This is a genomic window from Flavobacterium agrisoli (assembly GCF_016522065.1).
GTDB lineage: Bacteria > Bacteroidota > Bacteroidia > Flavobacteriales > Flavobacteriaceae > Flavobacterium > Flavobacterium agrisoli.
Genome location: NZ_JAEHFV010000002.1, coordinates 568,838 through 583,895 on the forward strand (window position 1 = coordinate 568,838; position 15,058 = coordinate 583,895).

The following is a 15,058-nucleotide window of genomic DNA, read 5'->3' on the forward strand; positions in this document are numbered from 1 at the left end:
TTCTAAATCAGATATTTAGGTTTTATTAAATCCATTCTTTAGGATTTGCTAATACTTGTAATAACTTTTCTTCGTCACTACCTACTTCTGGATGATGGTCATAAACCCATTGCACGTGCGGCGGCAACGACATCAAAATACTTTCGATTCTGCCATTGGTTTTGAGACCAAATAAAGTGCCTTTGTCGTGCACCAAATTAAACTCAACATAACGGCCACGACGAATTTCTTGCCAAGTTCTTTGTTCTGGAGTATACGAAAGGTTTTTTCTTTTTTCGACAATTGGGACATACGCTTCCAAGAAACTATTACCTACTTCGGTGATGAAATTATACCAGTCTTCCATTGACATTTGCTCGGTTGCTTTACAATAATCGAAGAACAAACCGCCAAGTCCGCGGGCTTCATTGCGGTGTGCGTTCCAGAAATAATTGTCGCACTGTTTTTTATATTTTGGATAAAACTCCGGATTGTATTTGTCACAGGCTGTTTTACAGGTTTGGTGAAAGTGTTTTGCATCTTCTTCAAACAAATAATAAGGTGTTAAATCCTGACCTCCACCAAACCATTGCTGAATCACTTTTCCTTCTTCATCATACATTTCAAAATAACGCCAATTAGCGTGAACCGTTGGCACCATTGGATTTTTAGGATGCAAAACCAAACTCAATCCGCATGCAAAAAAATCAGCTTCACCTACGCCAAACATTTTTTGCATGGTTTCTGGCAATTTTCCGTGAACGGCAGAAATGTTTACGCCGCCTTTCTCGAAAACGGCTCCGTTTTCAATCACACGCGTTCTTCCACCACCGCCTTCGGGACGTTCCCAAAGATCTTCTTTGAATTTTGCAGTTCCGTCAACGGCTTCGAGTCCTGTAACTATCGAGTCTTGTAATTTTTGTATGTAGGCGTAAAATTTATTTTTCATGATAAAAGTTGTTGGTTGGTTTTTGTTGGTTGATGGTTTTCTCGAACAACTATCAACTATTAATTCCCATACTCCTTCACCGCCTCCACAAACGCTTTGGCATGATCCACAGGAATGTTTGGTAAAATTCCGTGACCTAGATTTACGATATATTTATCTTTACCGAATTCATCAATCATTTCGTGAACCATTTTTTTGATGGTTGGAATTGGAGAAAGCAATCTCGATGGATCGAAATTTCCTTGTAACGTTATATTTCCACCAGACAAGTATCGTGCATTTCTAGCGGTACATGTCCAATCTACGCCAAGGGCAGACGCTTTACTTTTTCCCATTTCGTTCAAAGCAAACCAACATCCTTTTCCGAAAACAATAACTGGAGTAACCTCAGCCAAAGCTTCAACAATTTGGTTGATGTATTTCCATGAAAATTCTTGATAATCAACTGGTGACAACATTCCGCCCCAAGAATCGAAAATCTGAACGGCATTTACACCCGCTTTTACTTTTTCTTTTAAATATAAAATAGTGGTATCGGTAATTTTTTGCAATAAAGTATGTGCTGCTACCGGGTTTGAAAAGCAAAATCCTTTGGCAGTATCAAAACTTTTAGAACCTTTTCCTTCCACAGCATAACAGAAAATCGTCCAAGGCGAACCGGCAAACCCAATCAATGGCACTTCATTGTCCAACATTTCCTTAGTCAATCTGATAGCATCAAAAACATAACCTAAAGTTTCATTTACATCCGGAACAAAAACCTGATTTACCTGTTCCATGGTACGAATTGGATCTGGAATAATTGGTCCCAAGTTGTCTTTCAATTCTACGTGAATTCCCATCGCTCTTGGTACTACCAAAATATCCGAAAACAAAATTGCCGCGTCCGGTTTCACAATACGAATCGGTTGAACCGTAATTTCAGCTGCTAATTCTGGCGTTTCACAACGTGTGAAAAAATCATATTTATCACGTAAAGCCCTGAATTCTGGCAAATATCTTCCGGCTTGACGCATCATCCAAACGGGTGGACGTTCAACTGTTTCTCCTTTTAATGCTTTTAAAAATAGGTCGTTTTTTAACATTTTTTATTGCTTTAGGCTTTAAGCTCTAGGCTTTAAGCAGTTTTTCTTTATTTTTTTGCTTTTTTGCGAATTGCTTAAAGCGTATTGCTGTAATAATTTATACATTGAATAATCGTGTTTTCAACAGAAGGTTGATTGGCGATTACGATATTTTTGGTTGTTTTTGATAATGCTTCCGCGGTTGTTTCGCCGATGCAGAAGCAAATTTCATTCTTAATTTTATTTTGTTGTAGGTAACTTTGTACAGCCGAAGGACTAAAAAATAAAATACCATCGACGGCCACCTCGTTTTTTTGCGGTTTTAAAGTTGTGGCGTACACGTTAATTTCGTTAAAAACAACACCCGATTCTGTGAGAATTTCGGGTAAAGTATCTTTTCGTAAAGTGCCGCTAAAAAAGGTGTAGTTTTTAGTTCCGTAGACCAAACTAATAATTTCGGCTAAATCGGCGGCATAGTTGGTGTAAGCATCCACTTGAAAGCCGCTTTCGGAAAGTAAAATTTTAGTTTTCAAACCTACACAAAAGACATTTTTAGATTTTAGCTTTTCTATTTCGGGGTGTTTCAAAACACTATTCACGGCATTTTGACTGGTAAAAATCAAATTATCGTGAATCTCTTTTAGTTCAAACGGAATGTTTTCGGTCTCAATATAGTTAGCTTCTACAATGCTTAATTCGGCATTTAGTAAATACTGCCGTTGATTGGGCTGTAATTTTTTGGTCGATAAAATGCGAATGGCTTTGTTCATAAAGGGAGGGTGAAAACTATTTTTTTAAGGTATCTTTTATGTTTTTCATCAATTCGGTTCCGCCGTTGTTCAAAATTTCTTGCGCGGCATAAAAACCTAATTTTTTCCATTCAGAAATTGCGACCGTTTTATCGATTTCCAATTTTTGTTTTCCATCGATAGAAAGTAAAACACCTTGAAAATGAAGCGCATCTTCGTCTTCGTTATACGTGACTAAAGCGCCAATAGGAGCCGTACAACCACCTTCTAACGTTTTTAAAAACTGACGCTCGATATAGGTGCAAATTTCGGTTTCGATATCGTTAAGCAATGCCACGGCATCTAACACAAAATTATCATTTTCCATTGCCACTACTAGCATAGCACCTTGAGCCGGAGCGGGAATCATCCAGTCTAAATTCAGGAAATTTTCTGGTTTCAAGTTAATGCGTTCTAAACCTGCTGCAGCAAAAACAGCTCCGCTCCAATCGTTGTCATGTAGTTTTTGCATGCGGGTATTTACATTTCCACGCAAATCAACCACTTGGTGTTGTGGGTATTTATTGAGCCACATCGCTTGACGGCGTAAACTGCCTGTTGCAATGGTAGCTTCTTGATGTAAAAAATCGGTATTTCCTTTGTGAATTAATAGGTCGAGTGTATTGGCGCGCTCCAAAACGGCGGCTTGCACAATGCCTTTAGGTAAGGCTGTTGGAACATCTTTCATAGAATGAACGGCAATATCTACTTCCCCTTTTAGCATGGCTACATCCAATGTTTTGGTAAAAATTCCGGTAATGCCCAATTCGTACAAGGGTTTGTCTAAAATAAGATCTCCAGTCGATTTTACCGCTACAATTTCGGTTTCAAAACCCAAAGCGTTTAGTTTTTTGGAAACCGTATTGGCTTGCCAAAGGGCTAATTCGCTATCGCGAGTTCCTATTCGGATTGTTTTTTTTTTCATGCAAGGAATAGTTTATTGGCTGTTGCTTTTTTTTGAAATTGCGAAGCTGTATTTTCGGATTTTAACAAGCAATATTTACTTGGCTAAGGTGTTAATTTTGAATACTTTTTCAATCCATTCAATACTTTCGTCGACCATAGTGTCGTCTTCTTTCAAATGATTAGCAAAATGAGTGGTAATTTTTTGAATGATTCGGTTGCTGATGATTTCGGCTTGTTCTTCGTTAAAATCAGAGATTTTTTTGCTTTGAAAGTTCAGTTCCGAATTTTTAATTTCATTCAATTTAGCTTTTAAAGCGTTAATAGTGGGTGCAAATTTTCTTCCTTTGGTCCATACTAAAAACTCTTCTTTTATTTCTTCGATAATGGCTTCGGCAGCCGGAATGTGTTTTTTTCGATTCTCTAATGTTTCATCGGTCAATTGCGAAAGATAATCCATGTGGACTAATGTTACGCCTTCTACTTCTTCCACATTTTCGTTTACGTTTTTCGGAATCGACAAGTCTAATATTAAAAGGGGTTTTTTAAGATTTAAAATGGCTTTATCTACCGTTGGGTTTTGTGCACCGGTTGCTACCACCACTACATCGGCTTTTTGCAATTCTAAATGCAGCTCCGAATAATCTTTTACAATTAAATTGAGTTTACCGGCGAGTTTTTCGGCCTTGTCTTTGGTGCGGTTAATTAAGGTAATATGATCGTTTTTGGTGTGTTTTACCAAGTTTTCGCAAGTGTTGCGGCCAATTTTTCCGGTTCCAAAAAGCAAAATATTTTTGTTGCCAATGTTTTCGATATTTTTGATGATGTATTGTACCGAAGCAAACGAAACAGAAGTAGCACCAGAGCTAATTTCGGTTTCGGTTTTGATTTTTTTGCTGGCCTGAATTACGGCATTTACCAATCTTTCGGTAAAAGCATTGATTAATCCGAACGATTTTGAGTGCGTAAAACTGGTTTTAATTTGCGAAATAATTTCAAAATCGCCTAAAATTTGACTGTCTAAACCGGTTCCTACTCTAAAAATATGGTTGATGGCCTCTTGATTTTTGTAAACAAAACCCACTTCCTGAAAAGCATTAACGGTTCCTTGGCTGTTATCGCAAATTAATTTGATTAACTGAAAAGGGTGCTCGGCAAAACCGTAAATTTCGGTTCGGTTGCAGGTCGAGGTGACCAAGATGCTTTCAATTCCTTCGTTTTTGGCTTGTTCGAGTGCTCGTGTTTTGGCAATCGCATCTAAACTAAATTTACCTCTTGTTTCGGCATCGGCTTTTTTATAGCTCAATCCGACGCAATAAAAAGAAAGGTGCTTTGATACGTTGTTGTTCATCATAAAAAATTACTTTTCAAGAAAGTGCCACAAAATTAGACTTATACTATTTATAAAAATAACGCTAAAAGTGCTATTTATATCGCTACATGTTTTTTTGATTCTAAATCGTTGAATTTATGTAATTTTGGTTACTTTTGTACTGAAATCAATACTTCAGAATTGGTTTATTTAGAGTTGTTCTAAATTAAAAAGTTAAATTCACAGATAATTTTTACTAAAAAAATGTCGCTATGAGTTCACAAGAGGTAATCAAAATTGAAGATGATTTTACCTTAATTCGTTTTCAAAATGATGGATTGGAACCGTTTTATGCGCAACGCGAAATTGGCAGCGGTTTGATTCAGTTTCACTTTGGCATAAAAGGGAAAGCAAAGTTTTTATTCAATCAAGGTAATTATGCTTTAGAGTTGCACGAAGAAAAATCGTTGTTGTTGTACAATCCGCAAAAAGAATTGCCACTTAACTTAGAACTGGCACCTAATTCGTGGGTGATTTCGGTGGTAATTTCCATTAAAAAATTCCACGCATTATTTTCTTCCGAAGCCAATTATATCACTTTTTTAAGTCCGGATAATAAGGATAAAAAATACTACAACGAGGGCAATATCACGCCTTCTATGGCTATTGTGTTGAGTCAGTTGTTTCACTATAATTTGCATCCTTCTATCAAAAATTTGTATTACAAAGGCAAAGGGTACGAATTGTTGAGTTTGTATTTTAATCGTACCGAAGATCCGAATGCCGAACAATGCCCATTTTTGGTTGATGAAGAAAATGTATATAAAATTAAAAAAGCCAAAGAAATAATTATCGCCAATATGGCCGAACCTCCTGGATTACAAGAACTAGCCGATGAAATTGGTCTGAATTTAAAAAAGCTTAAAATGGGTTTTAAACAAATTTATGGCGATACAGTCTATGGTTTTTTGTTTGACTATAAAATGGATTTTGCCCGTAAATTATTAGACAGCGGTTCGTATAATGTTAACGAAGTTGGACTTAAAATTGGTTATAGTACTGGCAGCCATTTTATTGCGGCATTTAAAAAGAAATTTGGAACTACGCCAAAAAAATATTTAATGTCAATAAATTCGAATGTATAGATCGTGTACATTATTGATTTTAATGATGAAAAATCTGTGTAAGCGCTTCAAACAAATTGATTTTTTATATCCCACAATAACTATAAAGTAATAAATATCATATTCAGCAAAAGCTACAAACACTACTTTTGCCGAAAATTTTCAAGAACAAAAAGCTTAAAGCCTAAAGCTTAAAGCCTAAAGCAAAAAAAATAGAATGAAAGGCGTATTATTAGTAAACCTAGGTTCACCCGAAAGTCCCACTCCCAAAGATGTAAAACCGTATTTAGACGAATTTTTAATGGATAAATACGTGATAGATGTTCCGTATTTGTTACGTGCCTTATTGGTTCGCGGTATTATTTTACGCAAACGTCCAGAAGAATCGGCCCATGCGTACTCTAAAATTTGGTGGGACGAAGGTTCTCCTTTAATAGTCCTTTCCGAAAGAATGCATAAAAAAGTGCAGCCTTTGGTAAACGTTCCGGTGGCTTTGGCCATGCGCTACGGCACGATGACTATTGAAAATGGTTTGCAAGAATTGCACGATAAAGGCGTTACCGAAGTATTGCTTTTTCCGTTGTATCCGCAATATGCTATGGCGTCGACTTTGACTATTTTGGTGAAAGCCGAGGAAATTCGTAAAAAGAAGTTCCCAAACATGAAATTTACCGATGTTCCAGCCTTTTACAACAAACCAGATTACCTTCAAAATTTAGCGGATTCTATGAAAAAACATTTGGCCGGTTTTGATTATGATGAGTTGGTTTTTTCGTATCACGGAATTCCCGAAAGACACATTCGCAAAACCGATGTAACCAAATCACATTGCAAAATAGATGGCTCTTGTTGCAACACGCCATCGCCAGCACATGAATTTTGTTACCGTCATCAATGTTTCGAAACCACCAAAGAGATTGTGAAGTTGCTGGAAATTCCCGAAGGTAAATACACCTCTACCTTTCAATCCCGATTGGCAGGAGATAAATGGTTAGAACCCTATACCGACGTTGAAATTGATAACATGCCAGCAAAAGGAATCAAAAAAATTGCGGTGGTTACACCAGCATTTGTGACCGATTGTTTGGAAACATTAGAAGAAATTGCCATGCGCGCTAAAGAAGATTTTCAGGCAAACGGCGGCGAAGATTTCTTGGCTATTCCGTGTCTCAATGATGATGATGAATGGTGTCAAACGGTTGGAAACTGGATAAACGATTGGACTAAATAGAAAATAGAACAAAGAGTAAAGAAAAAAGACTTAAATGGAAATCTACAACTACCTAAAATCCTTGCACCTTATCTTTGTTATCACTTGGTTTGCAGGACTTTTTTACATTGTCCGTTTGTTTGTTTATCAAGTTGAAGCTGCCGATAAACCTTCGCCCGAAAAAGAAATTTTACAGGCACAATATAAAATTATGGCCTATCGTTTGTGGTACATCATCACTTGGCCGTCGGCTATTTTGGCTAGTTTTTTTGCTTTTTGGATGTTGTTTTTTACCGAAATAGGAAACGCTTGGTTGCAAATGTCTTGGATGCACGTAAAATTAGGATTTGTTTTTTTGTTGTATTTGTATCACGCAAAATGCCATCAAATTTTCAAACAATTGCAAAACGACCAGGTAAAATATTCGAATAATTTTATGCGTTTATGGAACGAAGGGGCAACGATTATTTTGTTTGCAGTTGTTTTTTTGGTAGTTTTAAAAAATGCATTCAATTGGATTTATGGCGTAGTTGGAATCTTTTTATTTTCGATATTGATTATGCTAGGGTTTAAATTTTACAAAAGAATCAGAGAAAAAAATAAATAGTGATTGGTTATTAGTGGTTAGTTGTTATGTAAAATCACTCTTCACGATTCACTCTTTTCGACCGACTTAAATATGCTAAACTTCAAATTATCAATGCTTTCCTTGCGCGTTAGGATTTTCCTTTCGATGATTCTTTTGATTATTGTTGCCTCGGTTTTGTTAGCCTCGATTTCGATTATTCAGTTTAAAAATGAAGCCAAAGAATACCATCAAGAGCGCCTAGAACGTAAAGAAAATGCTGTAAAAGAACATATAAATTATGTTTTGGCAACTACCACTTATCCGCTAAAAGCCAATAATTTGGATTTAATTTTTAAGGATAAAATTCATGAATTAGCTCAAATTCATAACACCGAAATTAATATTTACAGCCTCGATGGTAAACTTTTAAAAAGCTCAAAAGAATCGTTTGCAGTTGATGCCGTGGCGCCACCAATTCCCGATTACATTCTAAAGTTAGTACGCTCTTCTATCGAAAAACGTTTTGTAGATATTAAAACCCGAGATGGTGTAAAAAACCGGTCTTCGTATAGTTTAATTAAAGACGAAAAATTCAAACCATTAGGTATTTTAAACTTGCCTTATGTAGAAGATGATAGTTATTACGACAGCGAATTGAATACCTTTTTAATTCGGTTAGGACAAGTGTATTCGTTCATGTTGTTAGTGGCCTTTGGATTGGCCTATTTTTTATCTACCTACATTACCAAATCGTTAAAAACCATTTCGGATAAGTTAAGCGAAACCAATTTGAACCAGAAAAACGAGATGATTGTTTTGGAAGCCAGTAGTAAAGAGATTAATTTTTTGATCAAATCCTACAATGCGATGGTCGAAAAACTAGAGAAAAGTGCCATTAAACTGGCGCAAAGTGAAAGGGAAGAAGCTTGGCGCGAAATGGCCAAACAAGTGGCGCATGAAATTAAAAATCCCTTAACACCAATGCGCTTAACAGTTCAGAGTTTTCAACGTAAATTTAACCCTAACGATCCCGATGTGAGGCAAAAAATGAACGATTATTCCGAAACATTAATTCAGCAAATTGATACCATGACAGCGGTGGCTTCGGCATTTTCTAACTTTGCTTCGATGCCCGCTCAACAAAACGAAACGCTGAATGTGGTAGAGGTTGTAGAACTTTCCTTGGATATTTTCAACGAAGATTATGTGGTTTTTGAAAGTGAAGAAACCGAGATCATTTCCAAAATGGATCGCACACAACTCATCCGAATTATTACCAATTTGGTTAAAAATGCTACGCAAGCCATTCCAGAAGAACAAGAAGATAAAAAGGTCTTGGTTACTGTAAAACGCCAAGTAAATTCGGTTGAAATTGCTGTGAAAGACAACGGAATTGGCATCAAAAAAGAAGATATTGAACGTGTATTTGAACCTAAATTTACCACCAAAACCAGTGGTATGGGCTTGGGTCTCGGAATTATACGAAATATCATCGAAAATTATAAGGGAACAATTACCTTTGAAACAAGCTATGGTTCGGGTACTACTTTTACAGTAAGCTTGCCTATTACAAACTCTTAAAACGTACGGTTATGAATTACGAAAATCTTTTAATTGCCATTGAAAATCAAATAGCGATTGTGACTATTAACAGACCCGAAAAATTAAACGCGCTCAATAAAAAGACAATAACCGATTTGCATAAAGCTTTTAAGTTGTTGAACAAAAACAACGAGGTTCGTGTGATAATTTTAACCGGAAGCGGTGAAAAAGCTTTTGTTGCGGGTGCCGATATTGCCGAGTTTTCTAATTATACGATTGAAGAAGGAACCGATTTGGCAGCAACAGGTCAAGAAAAAGTATTCGATTTTATCGAAAATTTAAAAAAACCAGTTATTGCAGCAGTTAATGGTTTTGCTTTGGGCGGTGGATTGGAATTGGCTATGGCTTGTCATTTCCGAATTGCTTCCGAAAACGCCAAAATGGGATTACCTGAAACCTCCTTAGGTTTGATACCGGGTTACGGAGGCACGCAACGGTTACCTCAGTTAGTTGGCAAAGGTCGCGCTATGGAAATGATTTTGACGGCAAGCATGATATCGGCCGAAGAAGCCGTTTCGTATGGTTTGGTAAACCGCGTGGTGCCACCAGTAGAATTGCTACCAGTTTGCATGGATATTGCTTTAAAAATCCTTAAAAATGGTCCTTATGCCATTAGTAAAGCCATTAAAGCCGTCAATGCTAATGCGAAAGAAGGTAAAAATGGTTTTGATGTCGAAATAAAAGCTTTCGGAAAATGTTTTGGAACACACGATTTTACTGAAGGAACAACTGCTTTTTTAGAGAAACGTAAAGCCGATTTTATAGGGAAGTAAACAAATACTAGCTTTTGATATAAAACAAAAGAGTCCGTTATGGCGTAACGGACTCTTTTTTTTGCTTAAAGAAGTGTTTTGGGCTGAATTACTAATTCCATCCTCCTCCAAGCGATTTATACAAGTTTATTCGGGCATTTAATTGGTCTTTTTTGGTTTCTACCAACTGCAATTTTGATTCTAAAGCATCGCGTTGGGTTAATAAAACCTCCATATAATCGGCACGGGCAGCACTAAACAACTGATTCGTAAGTTCAATTGATTGGGTTAAAGCTGTTACTTGGTGCTCTTTTTGCTGATAACTTTTGTTTAAATTATCAATTTTAGACATTCCGTTTAAGACTTCGATATGCGCATTCAAAATGGTTTTTTCGTAATCAAAAATGGCTTGCAGTTGACGGTCGTTGGCGTTGTAATATTCGGCTTTAATAGCATTTCTGTTAATCAAAGGCGCGACCATATCACCAGCAATTCCGTATAACAACGAAGCAGGGGTTTCGGTTATGAATTTTAAACTAAACGCTTCTAGACCAACTCCAGCGCGCAAAGTAAACGAAGGATAAAAATTAGCGCGAGCTACTTTAGTATCCAATTTTGCTGCTTGCAATTCGAATTCGGCTCTGCGGATATCCGGACGGTTTACCAACAATTGCGACGGAATGCCGACATTTAACGATCCCACATTTTTTTCGATAAAATCATCCGAATCGCGATCAATATGCTGTGGCGAACGACCGATTAAAAAGTTAATTTTGTTTTCGGTCTCAACAATTTCTTGTTGAACATTGTATAACTCGCTGTTGTTTTTAAAAACCTCAGCTTCCAAACGTTGTACTCCTAATTCAGTTGCTTTTGCCGCTTCTTTTTGCAAACGAATAATTTTTAATCCGTTGTTTTGAAGTTCCAAATTTTGTTTCAAAATGGCCAGTTTGTTATCCAAAGCTTCCAGTTCAAAATACGAATCAGCGATTTCGGCAATCAGATTGGTAACCATGAAATTTTTTCCTTCTACGGTAGAAAGGTATTCCATAGCAGCAGCTTTTTTCGAATTGTGCAATTTGTTCCAAACATCCAATTCCCACGAAGCATAAGCGCCAACAGTATAATTAGGTAGTGGATCTGGGAATTCTTTTCCTGGACGAATTTCGGTGTTTGCATCGTTGGCACCTTGACTGGTATAACGTCCCACTTTTTCTACCTCGGCCCCAGCCTGAATACCTACAAACGGTAGGTATTCTCCTTTTCGGGCTTTGATTTCATTTTGAGCAATGTCTACCTGTTGCAACATGATATTCAATTCCTGGTTGTTCACCAAAGCGGTATCAATTAGCGCAACTAAATGCGTATCGTTAAAAAATTCTTTCCATTTGATGTGTGCCGAATTTAGTGTATCGCCTACAGTAACATTGTCGAAATTTTTAGGCAATGATTTGTTTTCTTCGCGAATTTCTTTGGTCGGAACACAACTTTGCAGTACGATGAATGTTAACGTTATGGCCAACAAACTCCATCGTATTTTGATGTATTTGAAAATTGATTTATTCATTTTCGTTTCCTTTCATTAATTTTTTCAATTGTTTGCTCAATTTGTTCAAACGAGATTCGGTTTCGCTTTCTTCTTCGGAATGACGTACAAATTCTTCTGAAACAGGTTCAAAATTTTGATCTTTAATCAATCCTCTTCCATCGGCCATTTTACCAAAAATGTAATACAAACCAGGAATTACGATTACCCCAAAAATGGTTCCCATGAACATTCCTCCTAACGATGAACCTCCAATGGTACGGTTTCCGATGGCTCCGGCTCCAGATGCAATTACCAACGGAATTAATCCGGCGATAAACGCAAACGAAGTCATTAAAATTGGACGGAAACGCATTTTGGCACCTTCGATAGCGGCTTCTAAAACAGTAGCGCCTTGTCTGCGCCTTTGAACGGCAAACTCGACTATCAATACAGCATTTTTACAGAGCAGTCCCACCAACATGATGATACCAATTTGCGCATAAACGTCGTTAGATAAGCCCATCATTTTTAAGAATAAGAACGAACCAAAAACACCAATTGGTAAGGATAGCAATACCGCCAATGGAATAATGAAACTCTCGTATTGGGCTGCCAACACAAAGTAAACGAAGGCCAAAACGACTAAGAAAACGTAAAGTGCATCGTTACCACGTGAAGCCTCATCATAAGACAATCCTTCCCAAGCAATATCATAACCGCGAGGCAATTTGGCTTTGGCAACTTCTTTGATGGCATTAATCGCATCGGCACTGGTGTAACCTTTGGCAGGTAAACCTCGAATAGCTGCCGAGTTGTACAAGTTATAACGCGTGATTTCGTTAGGTCCGAATTTTTTCACCACTTTCATGAAAGAAGAATACGGAACCATTTCGCCGGCTTCATTTTTAACATATAATTTTTCCAAATCGGTTGGTAAACTACGGTATTCTGGTGCGGCTTGAGTATACACTTTAAAGAAATAACCAAACTTAATAAAACCTTGTTCGTAGGTACTACCAATTAAAATGTTGAGGTTTTCCATGGCTTTTTCGATAGAAACGCCTTTTTGCATTGCTGCTTGGTTGTCTACTTGCAATTCTAATTGCGGATAGTTCGCAGCAAAGAAGGTAAATAAACCAGACAATTCTTTACGTTTGCGTAACTCGGCCATGAAATCATTGTTGATTTTTTCAAATTCTTGATAGTCGCCCGAGTTGGTTTTATCTAACATACGTAAAGAAAAACCTCCCGATGAACCAAATCCAGGAACTGCTGGCGGTTCGAAATATTCGACAACAACTCCAAGATTTTTGGATTCTTTTTCCAAAATTTCCATGATTTCGGTAACCGAATGTTCGCGTTCGTCCCAAGGTTTTAAGTTAATCAAACAAGTACCCGCATTCGATCCACGTCCTTCGGTCATGATTTCATAACCGGCTAATGACGAAACCGATTCTACGTCGTCTAGCTTTTCGCAAATTTTTTGCAATTTAACTGCGGCATCGTTCGTACGCTCTAAAGTAGTTCCAGGAGGCGACTGAATAATGGCGTAAATTTGACCTTGGTCTTCACTAGGAATAAATCCAGAAGGCAGGACTTTGTTTACGACTAAAATTCCGCCACAAAAGGCCAATAATATTCCAAAGGTAACCACACGTTTGTTTACAATTACACGTAAAATGCTCACATAACGACCGGTTAATTTGTCGAATCCGCGGTTGAACCAATCGATAAAACGATCCATCGGACTTTTCTTTTTGGCTTGACCGTGCGTATTTTTTAACAACATCGCACAAAGAACTGGCGTTAAGGTTAAGGCCACTAATGCCGAAATCACAATAGCTCCTGCCATGGTAATCGAGAATTGTCGGTAGAAAACCCCAACCGGTCCCGACATAAACGAAATCGGAATAAATACCGAAACCATTACTAAGGTGATGGCAATAATGGCACCTCCAATTTCGCTCACAATGGCTTTGGAAGCGTTATAAGGCGAGAGATGTTCCTCGTGCATTTTCACGTGGACGGCCTCGACCACTACAATGGCATCATCGACCACAATACCAATGGCCAACACCAAGGCAAACAAGGTAATCAGGTTGATAGACAAGCCAAATAGTTGCATGATGAAAAAGGCACCAATTAACGAAACCGGAACAGCTATAATTGGGATTAAGGTAGAACGCCAATCACCTAAGAATAAGAAAACCACAATGGCTACCAATACAAAGGCATCACGAAGCGTGTGTACTACTTGCTCGATAGAAGCATCTAAGAAATTCGAAACGTCGTAACTAATTTTATAGTCCACCCCTGGAGGTAAATCTTTTTTCAGTTCGGCCAATTTGGCTTTTACTTCTTTAATTACATCCGAACCGTTACTTCCAAAGTTTTGTTTTAATACGATAGAAGCTGATGGTGCACCGTCTAAATCAGAATAAATATCAAAGAATTCACTTCCCAATTCAACATCGGCTACATCTTTTAGTTTAATCATTTCTCCTTCGCTATTGGCACGAAGAATGATGTCTTTGTACTCTTCGGGTTTGTCGTAACGGTCGCGATAGGTCAATACATATTCTAAAGACTGCGATTTTTTACCCGAGCTAATTCCTAATCGACCTGGTCGAGCCAAGATACTTTGCTCTTTCATGGCTTCCAACACTTCTTCTGCCGAAATGTTGTAAGCTCGCATACGATCTGGTTTTAACCAAACACGCATTGCATATTTACGGCTTCCTAAAATTTGAGCAGTTGCTATACCCGGAATCCTTTGAATTTCTGGCACAAAACGGGTGTAGGCATAGTTGTATAAGAATTTTTCATCGTAATCCTTGCTTTTGGTGTACAAGTTAACGTACATCAACATACTGGGTTGAACAGGCGTAATGATAACACCTTCGCGTTGTACCAAATCGGGTAGCATGGTCATTACCTGATCGACTCTGGTTTTTACACGAACTACGGCATCATTGGGGTCGGTGCCGGGTTCAAAAATTACACGAACGGTTCCTTCTCCAGCACTCGTAGCATCAGAGGCTATATAACGCATTCCTTGAACTCCATTGATGGCAGTTTCTAGCGGAATTAAGGTCGATTTTACCAACACATCGGCGTTAGAGCCGGGATAGGCTATAAAGATATTTACCGTGGTGGGAGCGATATCAGGAAATTGCGATATCGGCAATTGATTTATAGATAATAAACCCGTAAAAACAATGATTATCGAAACAACAATTGCTAAAACCGGTCTATGAATAAATTTTTTAAACATGACTT

The 15,058-nt window shown here is 37.7% G+C and carries 12 protein-coding genes; 5 read left to right on the top strand and 7 right to left on the bottom strand.

Annotated elements, in window-relative coordinates; all coding sequences use genetic code 11:
• Positions 1–25: 25 nt before the first annotated feature.
• The 5 genes from hemF to hemA all read right to left on the bottom strand — a co-directional run bounded on the left by hemF (position 26) and on the right by hemA (position 5,037).
• The gene (gene hemF, locus I5M07_RS07485; protein ID WP_200105597.1) at positions 26–928 is read right to left on the bottom strand and encodes an oxygen-dependent coproporphyrinogen oxidase; all 903 of its coding nucleotides are present in this window, start codon (positions 926–928) and stop codon (positions 26–28) included.
• A 59-nt stretch (positions 929–987) separates the two neighbouring features.
• Positions 988–2,013, bottom strand: a complete 1,026-nt coding sequence (gene hemE, locus I5M07_RS07490; RefSeq protein WP_200105598.1) for a uroporphyrinogen decarboxylase — start codon at positions 2,011–2,013, stop codon at positions 988–990.
• A gap of 74 nt (positions 2,014–2,087) precedes the next feature.
• Positions 2,088–2,762 (bottom strand): uroporphyrinogen-III synthase, encoded by a 675-nt coding sequence (locus I5M07_RS07495; protein ID WP_200105599.1) that lies wholly within the window; start codon positions 2,760–2,762, stop codon positions 2,088–2,090.
• Positions 2,763–2,778: 16 nt separating this feature from the next.
• Positions 2,779–3,705 carry a hydroxymethylbilane synthase gene (gene hemC / locus I5M07_RS07500; protein WP_200105600.1) on the bottom strand — a complete coding sequence of 309 codons (927 nt, stop codon included), beginning with the start codon at positions 3,703–3,705 and terminating at the stop codon, positions 2,779–2,781.
• Positions 3,706–3,780: 75 nt separating this feature from the next.
• Entirely contained in the window at positions 3,781–5,037 is a 1,257-nt protein-coding gene (hemA, locus tag I5M07_RS07505; RefSeq protein ID WP_200105601.1) for a glutamyl-tRNA reductase, read from the bottom strand.
• A 230-nt stretch (positions 5,038–5,267) separates the two neighbouring features.
• Here hemA and I5M07_RS07510 point away from each other — a divergent pair, with 230 nt between their 5' ends.
• From I5M07_RS07510 to I5M07_RS07530, 5 genes are all read left to right on the top strand, one after another.
• A complete protein-coding gene (locus tag I5M07_RS07510; RefSeq protein ID WP_200105602.1) occupies positions 5,268–6,140 on the top strand; it encodes an AraC family transcriptional regulator in 873 nt (290 codons plus the stop codon).
• A 196-nt stretch (positions 6,141–6,336) separates the two neighbouring features.
• A complete protein-coding gene (gene hemH / locus I5M07_RS07515) occupies positions 6,337–7,350 on the top strand; it encodes a ferrochelatase (RefSeq protein ID WP_200105603.1) in 1,014 nt (337 codons plus the stop codon).
• Between the two features lie 34 nt (positions 7,351–7,384).
• The gene (locus tag I5M07_RS07520) at positions 7,385–7,936 is read left to right on the top strand and encodes a CopD family protein (protein WP_200105604.1); all 552 of its coding nucleotides are present in this window, start codon (positions 7,385–7,387) and stop codon (positions 7,934–7,936) included.
• A 126-nt stretch (positions 7,937–8,062) separates the two neighbouring features.
• Positions 8,063–9,478 carry a sensor histidine kinase gene (locus I5M07_RS07525; protein ID WP_200105780.1) on the top strand — a complete coding sequence of 472 codons (1,416 nt, stop codon included), beginning with the start codon at positions 8,063–8,065 and terminating at the stop codon, positions 9,476–9,478.
• Positions 9,479–9,489: 11 nt separating this feature from the next.
• Positions 9,490–10,272: an enoyl-CoA hydratase/isomerase family protein gene (locus I5M07_RS07530; RefSeq protein WP_200105605.1), complete on the top strand. Its 783-nt coding sequence runs from the start codon at positions 9,490–9,492 to the stop codon at positions 10,270–10,272.
• 91 nt (positions 10,273–10,363) lie between these two features.
• Here I5M07_RS07530 and I5M07_RS07535 read toward each other — a convergent pair whose 3' ends face one another.
• Both I5M07_RS07535 and I5M07_RS07540 read right to left on the bottom strand, forming a co-directional pair.
• Positions 10,364–11,818, bottom strand: a complete 1,455-nt coding sequence (locus tag I5M07_RS07535; protein ID WP_200105606.1) for a TolC family protein — start codon at positions 11,816–11,818, stop codon at positions 10,364–10,366.
• Complete coding sequence (locus I5M07_RS07540; RefSeq protein ID WP_200105607.1) at positions 11,811–15,053, bottom strand: efflux RND transporter permease subunit; 3,243 nt, start codon at positions 15,051–15,053, stop codon at positions 11,811–11,813. The genes I5M07_RS07535 and I5M07_RS07540 overlap by 8 nt, the downstream gene beginning before the upstream one ends.
• Positions 15,054–15,058 lie beyond the last annotated feature (5 nt).

Excerpts from the sequence above, each read along its gene's own strand:
- hemF (WP_200105597.1), bottom strand. The coding sequence starts at position 928 with ATGAAAAATAAATTTTACGCCTACATACAAAAATTACAAGACTCGATA.
- hemE (WP_200105598.1), bottom strand. The coding sequence starts at position 2,013 with ATGTTAAAAAACGACCTATTTTTAAAAGCATTAAAAGGAGAAACAGTT.
- I5M07_RS07495 (WP_200105599.1), bottom strand. The coding sequence starts at position 2,762 with ATGAACAAAGCCATTCGCATTTTATCGACCAAAAAATTACAGCCCAAT.
- hemC (WP_200105600.1), bottom strand. The coding sequence starts at position 3,705 with ATGAAAAAAAAAACAATCCGAATAGGAACTCGCGATAGCGAATTAGCC.
- hemA (WP_200105601.1), bottom strand. The coding sequence starts at position 5,037 with ATGATGAACAACAACGTATCAAAGCACCTTTCTTTTTATTGCGTCGGA.
- I5M07_RS07510 (WP_200105602.1), top strand. The coding sequence starts at position 5,268 with ATGAGTTCACAAGAGGTAATCAAAATTGAAGATGATTTTACCTTAATT.
- hemH (WP_200105603.1), top strand. The coding sequence starts at position 6,337 with ATGAAAGGCGTATTATTAGTAAACCTAGGTTCACCCGAAAGTCCCACT.
- I5M07_RS07520 (WP_200105604.1), top strand. The coding sequence starts at position 7,385 with ATGGAAATCTACAACTACCTAAAATCCTTGCACCTTATCTTTGTTATC.
- I5M07_RS07525 (WP_200105780.1), top strand. The coding sequence starts at position 8,063 with ATGATTCTTTTGATTATTGTTGCCTCGGTTTTGTTAGCCTCGATTTCG.
- I5M07_RS07530 (WP_200105605.1), top strand. The coding sequence starts at position 9,490 with ATGAATTACGAAAATCTTTTAATTGCCATTGAAAATCAAATAGCGATT.
- I5M07_RS07535 (WP_200105606.1), bottom strand. The coding sequence starts at position 11,818 with ATGAATAAATCAATTTTCAAATACATCAAAATACGATGGAGTTTGTTG.
- I5M07_RS07540 (WP_200105607.1), bottom strand. The coding sequence starts at position 15,053 with ATGTTTAAAAAATTTATTCATAGACCGGTTTTAGCAATTGTTGTTTCG.